17 protein-coding genes are annotated in these 18,382 nt (G+C 63.2%); 10 read left to right on the forward strand and 7 right to left on the reverse strand.

Annotated elements, in window-relative coordinates; translation table 11 throughout:
* Positions 1-28: 28 nt before the first annotated feature.
* The 3 genes from AB7G19_RS25815 to AB7G19_RS25825 all read left to right on the forward strand — a co-directional run bounded on the left by AB7G19_RS25815 (position 29) and on the right by AB7G19_RS25825 (position 3,727).
* Positions 29-799, forward strand: a complete 771-nt coding sequence (locus tag AB7G19_RS25815) for an enoyl-CoA hydratase (protein WP_441268261.1) — start codon at positions 29-31, stop codon at positions 797-799.
* A gap of 322 nt (positions 800-1,121) precedes the next feature.
* Positions 1,122-2,318, forward strand: a complete 1,197-nt coding sequence (locus AB7G19_RS25820) for an acetyl-CoA C-acyltransferase (RefSeq protein WP_441268262.1) — start codon at positions 1,122-1,124, stop codon at positions 2,316-2,318.
* A gap of 113 nt (positions 2,319-2,431) precedes the next feature.
* Positions 2,432-3,727: an MFS transporter gene (locus tag AB7G19_RS25825; protein ID WP_439034682.1), complete on the forward strand. Its 1,296-nt coding sequence runs from the start codon at positions 2,432-2,434 to the stop codon at positions 3,725-3,727.
* Here the strand turns inward: AB7G19_RS25825 and AB7G19_RS25830 are convergent.
* The 3 genes from AB7G19_RS25830 to AB7G19_RS25840 form a co-directional block, all read right to left on the reverse strand.
* The gene (locus tag AB7G19_RS25830; RefSeq protein ID WP_441268263.1) at positions 3,724-5,127 is read right to left on the reverse strand and encodes a carbohydrate porin; all 1,404 of its coding nucleotides are present in this window, start codon (positions 5,125-5,127) and stop codon (positions 3,724-3,726) included. The two genes, AB7G19_RS25825 and AB7G19_RS25830, sit on opposite strands and share 4 nt — an antisense overlap.
* A gap of 21 nt (positions 5,128-5,148) precedes the next feature.
* On the reverse strand, positions 5,149-6,165 hold the full coding sequence (locus tag AB7G19_RS25835; protein ID WP_028157684.1) for a transporter: 1,017 nt from the start codon (positions 6,163-6,165) through the stop codon (positions 5,149-5,151).
* Positions 6,166-6,280: 115 nt separating this feature from the next.
* Complete coding sequence (locus AB7G19_RS25840; protein WP_063983825.1) at positions 6,281-7,063, reverse strand: acetoacetate decarboxylase; 783 nt, start codon at positions 7,061-7,063, stop codon at positions 6,281-6,283.
* 226 nt (positions 7,064-7,289) lie between these two features.
* Here AB7G19_RS25840 and AB7G19_RS25845 point away from each other — a divergent pair, with 226 nt between their 5' ends.
* Positions 7,290-8,465: a patatin-like phospholipase family protein gene (locus tag AB7G19_RS25845; RefSeq protein ID WP_135214333.1), complete on the forward strand. Its 1,176-nt coding sequence runs from the start codon at positions 7,290-7,292 to the stop codon at positions 8,463-8,465.
* Positions 8,466-8,931: 466 nt separating this feature from the next.
* The gene (locus AB7G19_RS25850) at positions 8,932-9,732 is read left to right on the forward strand and encodes a type 1 glutamine amidotransferase domain-containing protein (RefSeq protein ID WP_441268264.1); all 801 of its coding nucleotides are present in this window, start codon (positions 8,932-8,934) and stop codon (positions 9,730-9,732) included.
* A gap of 117 nt (positions 9,733-9,849) precedes the next feature.
* On the opposite strand, the gene AB7G19_RS25855 is transcribed toward AB7G19_RS25850, so the two are convergent.
* The 4 genes from AB7G19_RS25855 to AB7G19_RS25870 form a co-directional block, all read right to left on the reverse strand.
* On the reverse strand, positions 9,850-10,503 hold the full coding sequence (locus AB7G19_RS25855) for a TadE/TadG family type IV pilus assembly protein (RefSeq protein ID WP_028157690.1): 654 nt from the start codon (positions 10,501-10,503) through the stop codon (positions 9,850-9,852).
* The gene (locus AB7G19_RS25860) at positions 10,503-11,060 is read right to left on the reverse strand and encodes a TadE/TadG family type IV pilus assembly protein (protein WP_063983829.1); all 558 of its coding nucleotides are present in this window, start codon (positions 11,058-11,060) and stop codon (positions 10,503-10,505) included. The genes AB7G19_RS25855 and AB7G19_RS25860 overlap by 1 nt, the downstream gene beginning before the upstream one ends.
* A 10-nt stretch (positions 11,061-11,070) precedes the next feature.
* Entirely contained in the window at positions 11,071-12,495 is a 1,425-nt protein-coding gene (locus AB7G19_RS25865) for a TadE/TadG family type IV pilus assembly protein (protein WP_071917521.1), read from the reverse strand.
* Positions 12,496-12,875: 380 nt separating this feature from the next.
* Entirely contained in the window at positions 12,876-13,670 is a 795-nt protein-coding gene (locus AB7G19_RS25870; RefSeq protein ID WP_441268265.1) for an IclR family transcriptional regulator, read from the reverse strand.
* Positions 13,671-13,907: 237 nt separating this feature from the next.
* Here AB7G19_RS25870 and AB7G19_RS25875 point away from each other — a divergent pair, with 237 nt between their 5' ends.
* The 5 genes from AB7G19_RS25875 to AB7G19_RS25895 all read left to right on the forward strand — a co-directional run bounded on the left by AB7G19_RS25875 (position 13,908) and on the right by AB7G19_RS25895 (position 18,348).
* Entirely contained in the window at positions 13,908-15,068 is a 1,161-nt protein-coding gene (locus AB7G19_RS25875; protein WP_441268266.1) for an aminotransferase class V-fold PLP-dependent enzyme, read from the forward strand.
* A 29-nt stretch (positions 15,069-15,097) separates the two neighbouring features.
* Positions 15,098-15,994 carry an amino acid ABC transporter substrate-binding protein gene (locus AB7G19_RS25880; protein WP_441268267.1) on the forward strand — a complete coding sequence of 299 codons (897 nt, stop codon included), beginning with the start codon at positions 15,098-15,100 and terminating at the stop codon, positions 15,992-15,994.
* Positions 15,995-16,056: 62 nt separating this feature from the next.
* Positions 16,057-16,851, forward strand: coding sequence for an amino acid ABC transporter permease (locus tag AB7G19_RS25885; RefSeq protein WP_441268268.1), 795 nt, complete (start codon positions 16,057-16,059; stop codon positions 16,849-16,851).
* Positions 16,848-17,540: an amino acid ABC transporter permease gene (locus AB7G19_RS25890; RefSeq protein ID WP_166095254.1), complete on the forward strand. Its 693-nt coding sequence runs from the start codon at positions 16,848-16,850 to the stop codon at positions 17,538-17,540. Before AB7G19_RS25885 ends, AB7G19_RS25890 begins: the two co-directional genes overlap by 4 nt.
* A 40-nt stretch (positions 17,541-17,580) precedes the next feature.
* Positions 17,581-18,348, forward strand: a complete 768-nt coding sequence (locus AB7G19_RS25895) for an amino acid ABC transporter ATP-binding protein (protein ID WP_441268269.1) — start codon at positions 17,581-17,583, stop codon at positions 18,346-18,348.
* The last annotated feature ends 34 nt before the right edge of the window (positions 18,349-18,382 follow it).

Consider the following 18,382-nt stretch of genomic DNA (forward strand, 5'->3'; position numbering starts at 1 on the left):
CATGTCCACGAAACTCCGAGATGCTCCGATGGAAATGCTCAACAATCACTGCGGCGTGACGCGCGATGCGCGCGGCGTCGTTCATGTCGCGATCTGCAACGCCGGCTCGCTGAACATTCTGGGCTCGCCCGTCACCGATGCCGTGCGCGAAGGCCTGCAGACCCTCGCGACTGACCGCAGCATCCGCGTCGTGGTGCTGCGCGGCCAGAGCGAGAAGAGCATGATCGGCGGCGCCGACATCAAGGAGATGGCCAAGCTCGACCAGAAGTCAGCCGAAGCCTTCATCAGCCGCCTGCGCGATCTCTGCGAGGCCGTGCGCCAATTCCCTGCCCCCGTGATTGCACGCATGCCCGGCTGGTGCCTCGGCGGTGGTCTCGAGGTGGCGGCCGCTTGCGACTTCCGGATCGCGGCGCATGATGCGCATTTCGGCATGCCCGAGGTCCGCGTCGGCATCCCCTCGGTGATCCACGCCGCCCTGCTTCCGCGCCTCATCGGCTGGGCCCGCGCCCGCTGGCTGGTGATGACGGCGGAGAACGTCGACGCGCCGACGGCGCTGGCCTGGGGGCTGATCGACAAGGTCGCGCCGGAGGGCGGATTGGATGCCGAGGTCGAACACGTCGTGAAGGCGCTGCTCGAATGCGGCCCGGAGGCGCTGCGGTCGCAAAAGGCGCTGCTGCGGCAATGGGAGGAATTACCGCTGACGGAGTCGGTAAATCTCAGCGTCAAGGTGTTCGGCGAGTCGTTCCTGACAGACGAGCCGACGCGGCTGATGCAGGCTTTCGTGAACAGGAAGCGGTAGACTGCGACCGCAGTACTGAAGAGGCTCTCTCCAAGCCAGAGGTGTCATGCCCCGGCTTGACCGGGGCATCCAGTACGCCGCGGCTGATCGGTTCGATCACCACCGCCTCTGGAATACCCGATCGCCCGATCAAGTCGGGCGATGACAGTGTCGTGCGGAGCGGTCACCACGCCAAAGCCCGCGACACTCACGTCACCCCCTCCAATCGAACGACCAAATCTCATCCGACCCACGACAATTTCTCATGCCGGTCGCGGTTGCATTTTTTGCGCCGCATCATATGATGATCATAATCTTTTCCGTCATCGCTGGGAGTTTCATCATGGCCGAAGCCGCCGATCCCGTCGTCATCGTCTCCGCCGCCCGCACCCCGCTCGGCCGCTTCATGGGCGAGCTGTCGCCGCTGGCGGCACACAAGCTCGGATCGCACGTGATCGGCGCGGCGCTGGAACGGGCGAAGCTTGCCCCTGAGAAGGTTGACGAGGTCTTCATGGGCTGCGTGCTGCCGGCCGGACAAGGCCAGGCACCGGCGCGCCAGGCAGCGCGCGCGGCCGGCCTGCCCGACGCCACGGGCGCGACCACGGTCAACAAGGTCTGCGGCTCCGGCATGAAGGCGACCATGCTGGCGCACGACATCATCCGCGCCGGCTCGGCCGAGATCGTCGTTTCCGGCGGCATGGAGAGCATGAGCAACGCGCCCTATCTGCTCGCCAAGGCACGCGGCGGCTACCGCGTCGGTCATGATCGCATCATCGACCACATGATGATGGACGGGCTGGAGGATGCCTACGAGACCGGCCGCTCCATGGGCGATTTCGGCGAGGCCACCGCGGAGGCCTATCAGTTCACCCGCAAGGACCAGGATGCCTACGCGATGGAGACGCTGAGCCGCGCGCGCAAGGCGGTCGAGGGTGGCGCGTTCAAGGCCGAGATCGCGCCGATCACACTCACCGAGAAAGCAGGCCCGCGCATCGTCGCCAATGACGAACATCCGCTGAAGGTCGATCCTGCGAAAATCCCCGGATTGAGGCCGGCGTTCCGCGCCAACGGCACCATCACGCCGGCCGCCTCCTCCGCCAATGCCGACGGCGCCGCCGCGCTGGTGCTGACGAAGCGCTCGCTGGCTGATCGCAACGGCCTGCCGGCAATTGCCGAGATCAAGGGTCACGCCACCCACAGCCAGGAGCCGCAATGGTTCACGACGGCTCCGATCCCGGCGATCCGCAAGCTGCTCGACAAGATCGGCTGGAGCGCCGGCGACGTCGATTTGTTCGAGATCAACGAGGCCTTCGCCGTGGTGGCGATGGCGGCGCAGCGCGACCTCGGCATCCCGCGCGAGAAGCTGAACATCAACGGCGGCGCCTGCGCGCTCGGCCATCCCATCGGTGCCACCGGCGCGCGGCTGATCGTGACGCTGCTGCACGCGCTCGAGGCGCAAAACCTCAAGCGCGGCGTTGCGGCACTCTGCATTGGCGGCGGTGAAGCCACGGCCATCGCCGTGGAGCGTCTGACGCACTGACCTAGAAACGTCCGAAAATGAGGGAACTCTGTCATTTTCGACAGACACGTCCCGTGCCATTCTACAAGCTCGTGCAGGTGTCTCAAAGCCTGCCCATCAAACATTGAGGCCCAATGATCTCGAACTGGCTCGCGGCGACACTCGGCCGCCGCAATATCCACTACGGCTGGGTGATGGTCGGCGTGACCTTCCTCACCGCGCTGATCAGCGCCGGCACGGTCGGCGCGCCCGGCGTCTTCATCGTCCCGCTTCAGCACGAGTTCGGCTGGAGCACGGCGCAGATTTCCTCCGCGCTGTCGATCCGCTTCATCCTGTTCGGGCTGATGGCGCCGTTCGCGGCCGCCCTGCTCAACCGCTACGGCCTGCGCAACGTCACGCTGACCGCCCAGCTCATCGTCGTCTCGGCGCTGGTCCTTTCGCTCGGCATGACTGAAGTCTGGCAGCTCGTGTTGCTGTGGGGCGTCGTGATCGGCATCGGCACCGGCATGACCGCGCTGGTGCTGGGCGCTACCATAGCGACGCGCTGGTTCGCCGCGCGGCGCGGTCTCGTTGTCGGCATCATGACCGCGAGCGTCGCCACCGGCCAGCTCGTATTCCTGCCGCTGCTCGCAAGCCTGACCGAACGTTACGGCTGGCGGCTCGCGCTCGGCTTCGTCTGCATCGCGCTCGGCGTCTCCGCCGTGGCGGTTCTCCTCGCGATGCGCGACCGGCCGAGCGATGTGGGCCTGCGCCCGTTCGGCGACGAAGGCACCGAGCCCCTGCCGGCCCCGCCGGTCAGCCATGGTTCGATCACCGGCGTGGCGCTCGGCACGCTGCGCGACGCCTCGAAGTCGCGCGCGTTCTGGATCCTGTTTGCGACCTTCTTCGTCTGCGGCGCGTCGACCAACGGCCTCGTCCAGGTGCACCTGATCCCGATGTGCCTCGATTTCGGCATCCCGCAGGTGCAGGCGGCAGGCCTGCTCGCCGCGATGGGCATCTTCGACTTCTTCGGCACCATCATGTCGGGCTGGCTGTCGGACCGCTACGACAACCGCTATTTGCTGTTCTGGTACTACGGCCTGCGCGGGCTCTCGCTGATCTTCCTGCCTTTCAGCGACTTCTCGTTCTACGGGCTGTCGCTGTTCGCAATGTTCTACGGGCTCGACTGGATCGCCACGGTGCCGCCGACGGTGCGGCTCACCGCGCAGAAATTCGGACCCGAGCGCGCCAATCTGGTGTTCGGCTGGATCTTTGCCGGCCATCAGCTCGGCGCCGGCACCGCGGCGTTCGGCGCCGGTTTCTCGCGGACGGTCTATGAGAGCTACCTGCCCGCGTTCTTCATCGCCGGCGCGCTCTGCGTGTTCGCCTCGCTGATCGTGCTGGCGCTGTCGCGGCAACCGAAGGCCGAGCCGAAGCCGGCGATGGCCTAGTACCTGATCGTGGTGGTGACGCCGAACACTGCGGCGTCACCGATCCGCGACACGCCGGTCGGATCGTTCGGATTGGGGATGCCGCCGGAGGGGCGGAACACGTATTGGAAGTAAGGCGCGATCAGCCAGCCCGGCTTGATATGCGCTTCGTAGATCATCTCGATCAGCGTCTCGTTGCTGCGCACCGGACTCTGGATGCCGGTGGAAGCCTGCGTATCAATGTCAAGATTGCGCGCGGTGTTCGAAATCCGCATATAGGCCATTGCCACGCCGAAGCGATCGAGCGGACGGCCTGGCGTGAAGCCGACGAAGCCGATGCCGCCGTCCACATAAAGGTCGATCAGATTGCGGTCCGGCGGGCTGTAGGCGATGCGGCCGAACGCGGTGACGCCCGGGATCGAGGCTGACGTGGTGTTGTCCTTCACCTCCGGCGGGCGATAGAGCACCTGCTCGATGACGGCGAAGATACCGTAATTGCCGCGAAGTCTTGCAGGTACACCGCTTCCGCCGGGATCGGCGATCGAGAGCCCCTCGGCCGTAAAACGCTGGCTGTCGAACGAGCCGTAATGCTTCCAGGCGCCCGGCGTGAAATTGCCGGCGAGCGGCCGGCCGCCGATATCGATGTCGTAGTTGAAGCGGACCTGCCCGATCACCCACGGCGGATCGTTGACGCGGAACGCCAGGCCATGATGGTCGCGCAGCTGCGGATCCTGATCGCCCGGACCTGACGGATCGCCGTTGAACACCGCACCGAACGCGGTGATGTTGTCGGTCAGCGCCGCCTTGATGCGGATACCGGGCACAGCGATCGGCGGTGCCGGGCCGCCGGCCGGAAGGTTGCTCGCCTTGATCGCGGGCCAGCCGAAGGTGCCGTTGATGAAGAGGTCGTCGGTCTGGCTGTCGAAAAACTCGACGTCGGCGGCCTGCTGGCCGGCCCTGATGTTCAGGCGATCGCCAAAGAAGCTCTGCTCGAAATAGGCGTTGTAGAGCCGCTGGTCCGGCAATGCCTCGATCTCGCTGATGGTGGCGAGATTCATTACGTAGTTGCGGCTCAGTCCCTGCCCGTAGATCACGAACGCATTGGCGTAGAAGCGGCCGCCGGTCCAGCCGACGAGCTTGTCGAGATCGGCATCGACCGAGAGATCGAGGCGCCCGAAATGGATGGCGCCACGCTTCACGCCGCCGGAGACGTTAGTGATGTTGTCGGCGATATAGGTGGCGCCGAAATTCAGGCCTTTGTTGGCGAGTCCGTCATGCCATTCGTTGAACCATTTTGGCGCCAGCCATTCGGCCGCGCTTTCGTCCTTGGCGCCGGCGAACGCGCCGGTGCTCGCCACCGTTGAGGCCAGCACGATCGCGGCCGCATTTCGCAGCGGAAATCTGTGGGACGTCCCGATCACGGCTGATACCGGCTGCGTACGCTACCTGAAGATGCCCGTGCGCCGCATGAACAGATAGGCCGCCCCCACCGACGAGGCCATCAGGAGCGCCGCCCAGAGAAATCCGCTCTCGACGTCGGTGAGCGGCAGGCCCTTGGTGTTCATGCCGAAGATGCCGGTGATCAGGGTCGGCGGCAGCAGCAGCGAGGTCACGATGGAGAGCGTGTGGAGGTGGTGGTTGCTCTCCTCCTCGTTCTTGAAGCGCAGCTCCTCCTCGAGCAGGCGGCTGCGTTCGCGGAGCTCGACGATATCGTGATCGAGCCCGTCCAGCCGCTGCGCCAGCTTGCCGGCGTGAATGCGCAAGGCCGGCGCGAGATGATCGGTGTTCTTCTGATCGAGGCGGTGGAACAGCACGCGCAGGCCGGTGAGCTGGCGATGCAACCTGACGCAGGTCCGGCGCAGCCGGCCGAGATTGCGGCGCATCTCCGGCTTGGCGTCGTCGGCCAAAATCCGTTCCTCGATGTCGTCGATCTCCTGGCCGAGCTTGTCCGCCATCCGGTCCAGCGTGTCGGCGACCTCGTCGACGATCTTTTCCAGGAGATGGGCGACGTTGTCGACGCGGTAGCCGCCTTCGAGCACGCGGCGCGTCGCATCGGCCGAGCACAGCGCCTGATGCCGGCCGCTGACGAGAAGATGCTCGGTCATGGCGAAACGCAGGAACGCAGTCTCTTCCGTCGCACTGTCGATGTCGCGCACGAGATCGGAGAAGACACCGTAGACGCAATGGTCGATGACGTGAAGCTGCTGGAAAGTGTCGTTGGACAGCAGGAGGTCGCGCGCCAGCGGCGGCAGCTGTGACGCCGCGATCCAGGGCCGCGCGCGCGCATCGGTCAGATTGAAATGCAGCCAGAGCCGGCCGTCATGGCTGAACTCGATCGGCTGGTCGATCGGCAGCGCCTCGGCGCTGCCGTCGCCGTGCAGCCGGAACGCCCAGACCAGGCCGGGAATGGCGGGCACGGAATCCGATATCGCGCTGACAAGCTTCGCCGGCTCAGCCATGGCCAACCCCAACCGTCAACAAATGCCCCGTTTCCGGAAGATGGCTGACGGCATCCTCCGGACCTCTCGCGGGTACTCAATTACGGCTTTGTTACAGTTTGATGATGGTGCCGCCCTACTCCGCGGCCAGCCCCGTCGCGGCCATCGCCTCGGCCTCCTTGACGTAGTCGTGCACGACGCGGCCGAACGGCAGCGTGAGATCGGCGATGTAGTGGTGCGCGCCCAGGCAGCGGCGAACCGGGAAATCCGCGACCGGCGCGTTGACATGCGGCACCAGATGCAGCCGGCCGGGCCCCATCCAGGAGCCCTTCGGCACGATGTCGATGAGGTTGATCGCGACGAGCTGACAGACTTCGAGACGGCCGTCGACGCCCGGGATCATCTTCAGATTGATCTGCGTCTTCGACAGCGTCGCACGGGTGCGATCGCCGTTGCCGGCCATGCTCTCGTGCTTGTAGCCCATCGTGCCCATGGCGACGAGCTGGCCGGCATATTCCAGCGTACCCGTCAGCGTGTCCTTGACGATCTCGAGTTTCGGATGGGCGTATTTCTTGGGAAAGCCCCAGATCTCGCGGCCCGCCGCGATCGGCGGATCATCATCCAGATACATCTGCGAGACGAAATTGACCTCCTCGCCGTTGAGGCGCGCCGGAATGACGAGGCCGGATTCGGTGTAGCTGCCGAAGCCGGAGGAGTCCGGCATCTTGATCCATTCGTAATGCACGATCGGCTGGTCGATCGGCTCCAGCGGCTCAGGCAGGCCGGCGCGGATCAGCTCCGGATCGGTCTCGTAGGTGATGACGAGGAATTCGCGGTTGACGAAGCGATAGGGCCCGGCCGGATAGCTCGGCCCCGCCGCCGGCATGGACGGAAGTCTCAGCACGTCTTCCCTGCGCATCGCTGGTCTCCTGTGTGATGTCTGTGATGTCGGCCCGGCGGCTAAAGGCAAGATGCAAATTGCTAGCCGCCGTCATTGACTGCGATGTGAAGCTTTTCCGTCAGCCGCACGACCTCCCGCCATTCCCGCTGCGGTCGGCCTGCATGCAGACGATGCATCGGCGCTGAAATTGTCATCACGCCGTCACTGCCGGACGCAATCGTTTGGTCCACGCTAGGAGGCACCCATGGACGCCCGCACGTCGCAACCGGCTCATCAGACGCATCAGCCTCCCGCACGGGGCTGGCGCCCCGAACGCTGCGACCGCGTCGCGCTGGTGCTGCAAGGTGGCGGCGCGCTTGGCGCCTACCAGGCCGGCGTCTACCAGGCGCTGCACGAAGCCGGCATCGAGCCCGACTGGGTCTGCGGCGTTTCAATCGGTGCAATCAATTCTGCCATCATCGCCGGCAACAAGCCGGAGAAGCGGCTGGAGGCGCTGCGCATCTTCTGGGAGCGCATCACCAACCGCAAGATCTGGCATTACACGCCCGACGGCGACATCTTCCGCCAGTGGCGCAATCTCACCAGTGCGTGGATGACGTCGGCGATGGGCCAGCCCGGCTTCTTCACCCCGCACCAGGTCAATCCCTGGTTCAGCCCGGTCGGCGCGCGCACCGCAACCAGCTATTACGACACGATGCCGCTGAAGGAGAGCCTGCTGGAGCTCGTCGACTTCGACCTCATCAACGAGAAGAAGGTCCGTTTCGCAGTCGGCGCGGTCAACGTGCTCTCGGGCAACTTCATCTATTTCGACAATTCCCATGACGAGATCGAGCCGGAGCACATCATGGCCTCCGGCGCCCTGCCCCCGGCGCTGCCGATGGTGCGGATCGGCACAGATCATTTCTGGGACGGCGGCATCGTCTCCAACACACCGCTCCAGCATCTGCTGGACCAGGAGGACGCGCTCAACTCGCTGGTGTTCCAGGTCGACCTGTTCAGCGCGCGGGGCGTGCTGCCGCGCTCGATCCAGGACGTGATGGCCCGCCACAAGGACATCATGTATTCCTCGCGCACGCGCCACAACACCGACGTCTACCGCCGCACCCACAACCTCAAGGTTCTGCTCTACAAGGCGCTGGCGAAAGTCCCGGACGAGCAACTCTCCGACGAGGATCGCCAGCTCAAGTCGAGCCTGCGCCGCATGCCGGAGATCGCGATCCTGCACCTGATCTACCAGCAGAAGGCCTATGAGGGCGACGCCAAGGACCACGAATTTTCGGGCACCTCGATGCGCGAGCACTGGACGAGCGGCTACGAGGACACCAAGCGCACGCTGAAGCGCCGCGACTGGATCAAGATGCCGGACGAAGGCATGGGCCTCGTGGTGCACGACGTGCACCGGGAGACGGAGAGCGCGTAAAGCACCCCGCGCGGGCTGCTCCAAACAAAACTGCGAAAACAACCCCATGCACAGTAGCCGGCGCGTGGCGGATCAATGACTTACGTTTTACCGAAGTAGACTTGACTCGTCGGGCAAAACAGGAGCATGATGGCATCATTGCAAAATCGCACGATGCATCAGCTCCAGGCCGATCGCGCCACATGGTCAGACTACGCCGCATCCCCTAAATTGCGCGCGGAATGACGTTGGGAGGCTGGCTTGCGCGCCATCAGCGAAGCCGCTTACTTCTTCGGCAGCGACAGATTATTCCCTCCGCAGGAGCCTTCGGGGCGAGCTTGCGGAGCGAAGCGGCGTGCTCCGCCCGATCTGCTCCAGTCGTTGCTTGAAACGCCAGAACGGTCGTCGCGTCAGGTTGCCGTTCGCGTCGGCCGGATTGTTATGAAGTTCTAACCGCAAGACGATCAAGCAAATCGCAGGAGACACCATGTCCAAAGGAAAAGTGCTCGTTGTCGGCTCCAATGCCACCCGTATCGAAATCCAGGGCGGCGGCACCGGACCGACCGGCCAATACCTCAATGAAACCGTCGTGCCGGCAATGGCCGTGATCGATGCCGGCTACGAGGTGGTGCTGGCGACGCCGAACGGCAAGCAACCGTACATCGATCCGGCCTCCGATCATGCGGCCCATTTCGGCGGCGACGAGAAAGCCTATCGGCGGGGACGCGATTTCTTCGACAAGGACCCGTCGATGACCAACGTGCGCACGTTGCGCGCGATCGTGGACGGAGGACTGGATCAATATGCCGCCGTTTTTGTCCCCGGCGGGCAGGGTCCGGTCGTCGACCTCATGCAGGATCCCGAGCTCGGCAAGATTCTGCGATATTTCCACGACCGGAAGAAGATCACGGCGCTGCTCTGCCACGGACCGATCGCAACTCTGGCCACCCTGCCCGACGCCAAGGCCTATCGCGCCGCCCTGATCGCCGGCGACAAGGCCAAGGTCGCGGAGCTGGGCAAGGGCTGGCAATATGCGGGATACAAGATGACGGTGTTCACCGCCTCGGAAGAGATACCGATCGAGGAGCAGTTCCTGCATGGCAAGATCTACTTCACCATGCCGGACGCGCTGGGAGCTGCGGGTGCCGAGGTCAGCCGAAGCGCCGTCGATTTCGAGCCTTACGTCGTCGAGGACCGCGAGCTGATCACCGGCCAGAATCCGCGGTCCGACCATCCCATCGCGGCAAAGCTGATCGCAGCGCTCGACCGCGCCACTGTGGCGGCGTAAGCGTTTACTCCAATGTCATCCGGCCCGGTGCGCAATTGCGCACAGGGGCCGGGAGGAAATCGGGACGGAAGCGTGCCTCAGCGGCATCCGGCTTCTTTCGGACCGCGTTCCGTGAAACTAACAGGTCTTCTGCTGCAAGTGCTGCACGCAGGTGCAGGTCTTCGCCGCCGGATATTTCACGTCGTAATAGGGAAAACTCGACGTGGCGGGGGTGTTCGTCGAGCAGCGGGGGAACAGGTAATAGCTGTCGGACAGCTTCACCGTGCCGGCGATCGTGAAGCCGAGGTTGGGCGCGTAGTCGTAGGACACCTCGCTCAGGATGAGCGAGATGTTGGCATTGCTGGTGCCGCCCGGCGCGGTAAAGGACGACAAGGTCATCTGCTGACCGGCGGCCCTCGCCCCCGACGTACTGGTCGACTTGCTCCATTGCACCGTCGCGTTGCCATTGCTGTCGGTCGAGACCTCGGAGACCGTGATCGTCATCAGCGAGGTGCTGCCGTTCTTGATGGGATAGGGAGCCATGATGGAGCTCGCCGCAGCGAGAATGCCGTCCATCTGGGTCGACGTGACGGCCGTGTTCTGCGAGATCATGTCGGCAACGCTGTGCGCAGTCGCGCTGACCTTGACGTTCATGGCGAGCCCGTTCCCGAGCTCGACGCCGCCGACATAGAGCACCAGCATGAACGGCGTCACGATGGCGAACTCCGTCGCTGCAACAGCGCGTACATCGGTCAACATCTGCCGAGCGCGAGACGACAGGGCGGAGATCATCAGGTAGCTCCTGGCTCGTTCTGGAACGCGGCGGACGACATGAGCAGCCGGTTGCCATTGCTAAGGTTCGAGAGATTGAAGCCGAGCGGCCCGAGCACGACCGGCCAGACATACATGACGCGGAGAACGACGATATCGCCGGAATCGCCCGGATTGTATTGCCAGCTGTTGGTCACATTGCCCGAGCCGTCGAAGGTCAGCGTGGGCGTCGCCGTGTTCGCGGAAGACCAGGACGTTGCGACCTGCATGTCGACCATCAGGCCGCTGCAATTGAACAGGATCACGATCTGATCGCAGACCTTCTGCTTGAAAACCGCCTGGTTCATCTGGGCCGACTGAACCTGCCCCGTCATGACGAGACGCGCCGACTGGCGCACCACGGTTTCAAGCATCTGCTGGGCAAAGAAAACCAGAAACGTCTGGATGAGCGCGATGATGAGGGCGAGAAACGGCGCGGCAACGAGCGCGAATTCGACGGCCGTGGCTCCGCGGCTATCGCCGGCGAAGGCGGCCCAGCGGTTGCGGCATCTTTTCGTTGTCGTGACCTGTCGGGTCATGGCGCCTTCCCTACTGCACGAGGCTGGCCGTGCTGGATGCAACCTTGATGAACAGGTTGGTCAGCGCCGCGGAAATGTCGCCACCTGTCTGCACGCTCGCATACAGACCGGGCGATGCGCACGATTGCAGCCGTGTCGCGATCGTGCCGGTTGACGAGGATGGATTGTTGAACTGCGAGATGCGGCTCGTGTACCAGCTGTCGCTCAGCTGCAGATACTCGGTGTAGAGGACCGCGATGCGAATGCCGCGGTTCTTGATCGTCGTGCAGACCGTCGTGTCGAGCGGTTGCTGGCACCGCAAGGTCGTCGAGTTGGCTGTCGGAAGCGCATAGGTGGCATTGGGGTCGCAGGAGCCCCCCGTCTTCGGGATGAGCTTGTCCTCGACGCCGTCGGTGACGAGGAAGACCACTTCCTGCGGCGTATCGCCCGCCTGATTGGTGCCGGTGCCTGGCGCAGGCATCACGGTGTTGACGCCCGTGAGCCCGCCCGAGATATCCGTGCCGTAGTCGGTGGTGTAGGTGCAGTTGCCCTTGCTATCGACAATGGGGCAGTTCTGGTGGTCGACCGTCAGGAGCTGAATGTTGTTGATCTTCGTGGCGGCGGTGTCCGGCGTGGTCAGCACCTGAATCGTGTTGAGGGCGTAGTCGAAGGTGTAGATGGCGGCCTTGTAGGTCGTGTTGTTGAGCGCCGACATGCACTGCATGACGCCGCCCGTCACACCCGCTTGCGGGCACGTCCAGGGTCCCTTCAGCAATTGCGTAACGGCGTTGGTCACGAGATCGATGCGCAGCGTGATGTTGTTTGCGCGTGCGACGGTGAGATTGTCCTTGTTCGTCGAGCTGGCAGTTGCGTTGTTGGGACGCGCCTCATGGCAGGCGAACGAGCAATTCTTCGCGTAGCTGGGCTGGTTCTTCGTGGCCGCGATCATGTTGGTGATGTCGGCCTGCGTCGCAGCAAGCGCCATCGACGGCGAGTCGTCCAGCAGCAGGTAGAAATTCATGTTGGGCGCACTCGACGCCTTCGCCGTTGAGGAGCCAGAGACGTCCCAGGTCTGCTTGCCGAGAACGCTGGGGAAATTATTGACGGACTGCGCGGTGTACGAAACCGTGATGCTTCGTGCGAGGCCGGAATCCGTGACGGTGATGGTCGGCGTCGGCGTCGCCGTCAGACCGGGAAGATTCGCCTTCGCTGCAAAGACGGCTGCGGCGGTCGCCTGGACGACCGTCTTGTCGGTCTGGGTCAGCATCGCCGGCCGCACGGCTGCGATCGCGGCCGCGTCGGCGGCTGCGTTCAATTGCTCCCGCTTGCGGACGGCCTGCGTGTAGTCGAGCGTCATGCCCAGGAGAAAGACGATCGGCACCATCGTGAGGGCGAAGATAACGGCGATGTTGGCCTTCCGGTCTCTTGCGAAACGGAGCACTACCCGGCGGAGCATGACCTTCATCCTGATTGCCGTCGTGGCGGCAGAGAGCAATTCCTAAAGTCTTTTGATCGGGGCAACCGGTGGGATTACCGCTGCCGGTCAGCCCGCCAATCGCAGGCTGGAATATGGATATGGCCTTCTTAATCAACACTTACGGGCAATCCACAAACAGGGAGTGCAACGGAGTGGGATGTTCCATATCGAGAAGACATCATTAACGTCGGTTAAACGCGATCGCAGAGATTGAGGGGTAAGCGGCCTCAGGTGCGGTCGATACGGCCTCAACGCCGGCGCTGGCGGGTGCGTCCGGTGGGCTGCGCAGCATCACCGCGCAGCAGGCACGTCGGTCTGGTTAAGGACGGCTATGGCACAGAGGCCAAGGCATCATGCCGTCATTGGGCATCTGCGCCATCGTCGTCTTCAACTTGCAGAATGGTGTCGGATAGCAGAGCGGCGGCCTTTTGAAGCGGCGCTATGAACCGGTCCAGTTCGGCGAAGCTCACGCGGGCCACCGGTACAGAGACGCCGAGGCAAGCGATCAATTCCCGATCCGGTGACAGAATGGGGACGGCGCACCCCACCACCCCCTTGACGTACTCTTCGTTTGTCTTGGCCCAGCCGCGTTGTCGCGTCTCCTCGAGAACCTTCATCAGCGCGTGGACATCGACGATCGTCGTTTCGGTGAATTTGGTCAGGGGTAGCGCGCGGCACAGCTTCGCCCGGATCCGCTCGGGCAGTCTGCTCATATAGATCTTTCCGGTCGACGTGCAGTGTAACGGCGCCGCTTCCCCCGGATTGAACTGAAGACCTTGCGGCTCCGAAACGCGAACGCTGTCGACATAGGCAACGAAATTGTCGCGTACGACGCCGATCTCACACTGTTCGCCGATTTCTCCCGCGACCGCCCGAAGCACCGCATGCCGCCGCGCGGTGCGAAATGCAGCGCTGATGACGGTGGTGGACAGTGTGACGAGCTGGTTGCCCACAACGTACCGCTTGGTACCCAACGCCTTCTGAAGCAGTCCGCGGTCTTCGAGATTTCCGATCAACCTGTGTGCCGTTGGAAGCGGCAGCGAAAGAGCCTTTGCGATCTCCGCGGCCGAGACGGCTTTGCGTTGGTCGGCAACATGCCGAACGATCGCGAAAGCCCGATCCAACGGTCCTTCCTTCCCAATTCGCTTCGTCATGTCCCACCCGGCCAAAACTGGAAGTGAAATCAAGATCAACGCCGAGTATTATCATTTTTCGGAATAAAACCTATTGAAATTCGACATAATAGATTGTCGAAATCCTGAAAGCTCATATTCTTGGCGTCACCGGCGATTGACCAGAAATTGTGCAGTGCGGTCTCGCCGTTCCGAAAATCGCGCTCCGCCGCTTGGCCGGGAGCCAAGTTCTGCCGGCGCGCTCAACAGGAGATGTGCATGTCTCGTCATTACGACGTGGACGCCGTGAGGAAGGAATTCCCCGCCGTCGAACGGATGGTCTATCTGGATGCCGGGTTTCAAACGCCGCTCGCGCGTCCCGTGAAGGCCGCGATCGAGCTTTTCCTGCGCGAGGGCTTCGAGACAGCCGGTCCGAAGAGCATCTGGCTCGATCGGGTCGAGCAGACCCGTGCCAAGGTCGCCCGCTTTCTCGGCGTGACGGCGGACGAGATTGCCTTCACGAAAAACACGTCGGAAAGCATGAACATTGCGGCAAATGCACTGCCGCTGCGCGCCGGCGACAACGTTCTGATGATCCACGGCGATCATCCGAACAACGCCTACGCGTTCCTCAATCTGCAACGGAAAGGCGTCGAGGTCCGCTTCATCCCGATGACGGAAGTCGTCGACGCCGACAGCTTTGCTCCCTTCATTGACGAAAGGACGCGTGCGATCTCGATGTCGCATGTGACTTTTCACGCCGGTCACCGCTTTGACATCGAGAGCGTCGGCGCGATGTGCGTCAGGAACAAACTCCACTTTGTGGTGGACGTGATGCAGGCCATCGGAGTCGTGCCTGTTAACGCCAAGGCGATCGGCGCAAGCTTCATCGGCTCCGGCAGCCACAAGGGATTACTGGTTCCGCAAGGGCTCGGGCTGCTCTATTGGGACCAGACGCTCAAAGAGCTCGAGCCGACCTATCTGGCGGCTGCGAGCCTCGCCGAGATCCCGAGCGATCTCATCGCGCGTGCCGACGGGATGGCGCCCTCGCCGGCCGCCAGGCGCTTCGAGCTCGGCAACTTCAACCTGCCCGCAGTCCACGCCCTCGGTGCTTCGCTCGACATGATCGAGCAGATCGGGGTGCAGAACATCCAGAACCACTGCTTCGATCTCGGCGATCACCTGATTGCACGCCTGGACGAGCTGGGCGTCCGCCTCGTTGGTCCGCGCGAGCGCAAGCATCGCGCTCCGCACATCTACGTCATCGCCCTGCCCGCGGCAGACTGGCTCGGCCATTTCGAGGAGAACGGCGTGCGCGTGTCGCCCGAACGAGATGGCATTCGCGTCTCGCTCGGCATGTTCAACACCGCCACCGACATCGATCGGCTGATCGACGTCATCCGCCGGCGAGGGCTCGGACGCCCGTCCGTCGCAGCTTGAGTTTGACAAACGATCGGAAGGCAAAGACCATGAAGAAGCTCGTTCAGGTATTGGGACTTCTCCCGGCGCTCCTGGCTGTCAACGCAAGCCCGGCCGCGGCAGCCGACAGCCCGACGCTCGACAAGGTCAAATCCAGCGGATCGATCACGATCGGCTACCGTGAGGCTTCGATACCGTTCTCGTACCTCGGGCCGGACCAGAAGCCGATCGGCTTCTCGCTCGACCTCTGCGCGGCGATCGTCGATCGCATCAAGGAGGAGCTGAAGTTGCCCAGTCTGAAGGTCAACTACACGCCGGTAAACTCCTCGAACCGGATTCCCCTGATCCAAAGCGGGACTGTCGACATCGAATGCGGCGGCACCGCCAACGACAAGAAGCGGCAGGAACAGGTCTCGTTCTCGGTCGCAACGTTCGTCAGCCAGCCGCGCTGGCTCGTCAAGGCCGCCAGTGGCGTGAAGACCGCCGGCGACCTGAAAGGCAAGACGGTTGTCGCCACGCAAGGCTCCAACGCGGTCGGTTTCGCGCAGAGCGTCAACGCCAAGGCGCAGCTCGGCCTCAACATCGTCCAGGCCAAGGACCATGCGGAGTCCTTCCTCATGCTAAACACCGGCCGCGCCGTCGCCTTCATGGAGGACGATATCCTTCTCGCCGGGCTCAAGGCTGCGGCGCCGAATCCGGACGCGCTCCTCTTCCTTTCCGAGGGTTACGCGAAGATCTACTATGGGCTGATGTTCACCAAGGGCGATGCCGGCTTCAAGAGGCTCGTCGACGACGTTCTCTCCAAGCAGATGGCATCCGGCCAATTCGAGAAGACCTACGCGAAATGGTTCACCAGGCCGATCCCGCCCAAGGGTGAGAACCTCGCATTCCCGCTCACCGACGAGTTGATGGAGCGGATCGCACATCCCAGCGATGCCGTCGACTGATTGACGGAGCTGATCGTCCCGGAAAGTCATCCTCGTCCGCACCTGCAACCCGGAGGCTCGCGATGTTCGGAGTGCTTTTTGAACAGGCGGCAGACGGCCAGCGCTATATCGACTGGCTTCTGTCGGGTCTCGGTTGGACCCTGGCTCTGGCCTTCTTCGGCTGGTGGATCGCCTTCGGTATCGGCGTGTTCGTCGGCGTGGGCCGCACTGTCCAGAATCGTTTCGTCTCGATTCCGGCCCGGCTCTACGTCGAGATATTCCGAAACATCCCTGTCCTGGTGCAGATGTTCCTCTGGTACTTCGTTTTCCCGGAGGTGGTGCCGACCGCGCTCGGAAATGCCATCAAGCAGATGCCGCCGCCTTGGGCATCGTTCTTCCCGGCTCTCCTTTGCCTCGGACTCTACACGGCGTCGCGGATAGCCGAGCAGGTCCGGGCCGGCATCGAAGCGCTTCCGAAGGGGCAGATCGAGGCCGCCAACGCTCTCGGCCTCAGTGGCTACCTCACCTATCGGTACATCGTCGTGCCGCAGGCTCTGCGCCTGATCGTGCCGAGCCTCACCAGCGAGGTGATGGGAATATACAAGAACACCTCCGTCGCACTCACGATCGGCTTGATGGAGCTGACCGCACAGGCGCGCCAGATCAGCGAGGCAACGTTCCAGACATTCTCGGCATTCGGCGCGGCGACGATCATCTATCTTTGCCTGGCGCTGGTTGCGTATCAGATCATGACGCTCATCGACAAGGCCGTCAGGATTCCGGGTAGCACCCCGGTGAAGCTTACTGCTGAACAGGATCTCGCCGCCGACATGCAGCAAGGCAGCGCTCTGCCTGGCGCCATGGAGACCGTGAAATGAATACCCTCGATTTCTCGATCGTCGCGCAGTCGTGGCCTTATCTCTGGTCGGGCCTGCTGTTCTCGCTTTCGCTCACGGCGGCCGCATTCGCCATCGGCATGGTGCTCGGAACCTGTCTCGCGCTGGTACAGCACTTCGAGGTCCCGGTGTTCGCCCAGATCGTCCGCGGCTACGTCGCGATCATCCGGTCGATCCCGCTGATCCTGGTTCTCTTCTGGTTCTTCTTCCTGGTGCCGATCGTGCTCGGGCACCTGAGCGGCAACGGCCGCCCGATCCCGATCGGGGCGACCTACACGGCGTTCATCACCTTTGGCTTGTTTGAAGCCGCCTACTACTCCGAGATCATCCGCGTCGGACTGCGGGCCGTGAACAAGGGGCAGTTCGAGGCCTGCCAGGCGCTCGCGCTGTCGACCTACGACACCTACCGCCATGTCGTTCTGCCGCAAGTCCTTCGCGTGGCGAGTCCGATCATCCTGAGCCAGACGATCATCCTGTTTCAGGACACGTCTCTCGTTTACGTGCTGTCGTTGACGGATCTTCTGGGCGCGGCTTCCAAGCTCGCACAGCTCAATGGACGTCTCGTCGAGATGTACCTCGTCGTCGCGGTGGCCTACCTCGCCATCAGCTCGGCGGCCTCCCAGTGCGTCGCCACCCTTCGCAAGCGATACGGCCTTGCCACGGCACGATGATCATCGGGATACCAAACGGCCTTGTATTCGGGAGACGAACATGCCTCAAGCGACTGTCAGCAATGCCACGCAGCCCAGTGCAATCGTCCTCGTCGAGAATGTGATGAAGCGATTCGGCGCATTCAATGCGCTGAACGACGTCAATCTCAGGGTCGGCAAGGGCGAGAAGATCGTGCTGTGCGGCCCCTCGGGCTCCGGCAAGTCGACGCTCATCCGGTGCATCAACCATATCGAGAAACACGACGGCGGCAGGATCGTCGTCGACGGTGTCGAATTGAGCAATCGCATGGCCGACATCAACAGCGTGCGCTGCGAGGTCGGGATGGTCTTTCAGAGCTTCAACCTCTTTCCGCACCTCACGGTCGCCGAGAACTGCATGCTGGCTCCGATGAAGGTTCGCGGCATCTCGCAGGCGGAAGCGCGCGATCGCGCGCTCGGCTTGCTGCGGAAGGTCCGCATCCAGGATCAGGCGGACAAGTATCCCGCGCAATTGTCGGGTGGCCAGCAGCAACGCGTCGCCATCGCGCGGGCGCTGTGCATGCAGCCCAAGATCATGCTGTTCGACGAACCGACATCTGCTCTCGACCCCGAGATGGTCAAGGAAGTGCTGGACACCATGGTCGAGCTGGCGCGAGACGGAATGACGATGGTCTGCGTGACGCACGAGATGGGATTCGCCCGCGAGGTCGCCGATCGGGTCGTCTTCATGGATCGCGGAAGCATCGTGGAGGAAGCGGATCCGGAGACATTCTTCCGGGCTCCGCGCACGGAACGGGCGAAGGGTTTCCTGAACCAGATCATCCACTAGGATTCCGCTCGGCCGAGACCAAGCTCCGTCGGTG

The sequence above is a fragment of the Bradyrhizobium sp. 215_C5_N1_1 genome, from assembly GCF_052075935.1.
GTDB classification, from domain to species: domain Bacteria; phylum Pseudomonadota; class Alphaproteobacteria; order Rhizobiales; family Xanthobacteraceae; genus Bradyrhizobium; species Bradyrhizobium barranii.

Excerpts from the sequence above, each read along its gene's own strand:
- AB7G19_RS25815 (WP_441268261.1), top strand. The coding sequence starts at position 29 with ATGGAAATGCTCAACAATCACTGCGGCGTGACGCGCGATGCGCGCGGC.
- AB7G19_RS25820 (WP_441268262.1), top strand. The coding sequence starts at position 1,122 with ATGGCCGAAGCCGCCGATCCCGTCGTCATCGTCTCCGCCGCCCGCACC.
- AB7G19_RS25825 (WP_439034682.1), top strand. The coding sequence starts at position 2,432 with ATGATCTCGAACTGGCTCGCGGCGACACTCGGCCGCCGCAATATCCAC.
- AB7G19_RS25835 (WP_028157684.1), bottom strand. The coding sequence starts at position 6,165 with ATGGCTGAGCCGGCGAAGCTTGTCAGCGCGATATCGGATTCCGTGCCC.
- AB7G19_RS25840 (WP_063983825.1), bottom strand. The coding sequence starts at position 7,063 with ATGCGCAGGGAAGACGTGCTGAGACTTCCGTCCATGCCGGCGGCGGGG.
- AB7G19_RS25845 (WP_135214333.1), top strand. The coding sequence starts at position 7,290 with ATGGACGCCCGCACGTCGCAACCGGCTCATCAGACGCATCAGCCTCCC.
- AB7G19_RS25850 (WP_441268264.1), top strand. The coding sequence starts at position 8,932 with ATGTCCAAAGGAAAAGTGCTCGTTGTCGGCTCCAATGCCACCCGTATC.
- AB7G19_RS25855 (WP_028157690.1), bottom strand. The coding sequence starts at position 10,503 with ATGATCTCCGCCCTGTCGTCTCGCGCTCGGCAGATGTTGACCGATGTA.
- AB7G19_RS25860 (WP_063983829.1), bottom strand. The coding sequence starts at position 11,060 with ATGACCCGACAGGTCACGACAACGAAAAGATGCCGCAACCGCTGGGCC.
- AB7G19_RS25865 (WP_071917521.1), bottom strand. The coding sequence starts at position 12,495 with ATGCTCCGCCGGGTAGTGCTCCGTTTCGCAAGAGACCGGAAGGCCAAC.
- AB7G19_RS25870 (WP_441268265.1), bottom strand. The coding sequence starts at position 13,670 with ATGACGAAGCGAATTGGGAAGGAAGGACCGTTGGATCGGGCTTTCGCG.
- AB7G19_RS25875 (WP_441268266.1), top strand. The coding sequence starts at position 13,908 with ATGTCTCGTCATTACGACGTGGACGCCGTGAGGAAGGAATTCCCCGCC.
- AB7G19_RS25880 (WP_441268267.1), top strand. The coding sequence starts at position 15,098 with ATGAAGAAGCTCGTTCAGGTATTGGGACTTCTCCCGGCGCTCCTGGCT.
- AB7G19_RS25885 (WP_441268268.1), top strand. The coding sequence starts at position 16,057 with ATGTTCGGAGTGCTTTTTGAACAGGCGGCAGACGGCCAGCGCTATATC.
- AB7G19_RS25890 (WP_166095254.1), top strand. The coding sequence starts at position 16,848 with ATGAATACCCTCGATTTCTCGATCGTCGCGCAGTCGTGGCCTTATCTC.
- AB7G19_RS25895 (WP_441268269.1), top strand. The coding sequence starts at position 17,581 with ATGCCTCAAGCGACTGTCAGCAATGCCACGCAGCCCAGTGCAATCGTC.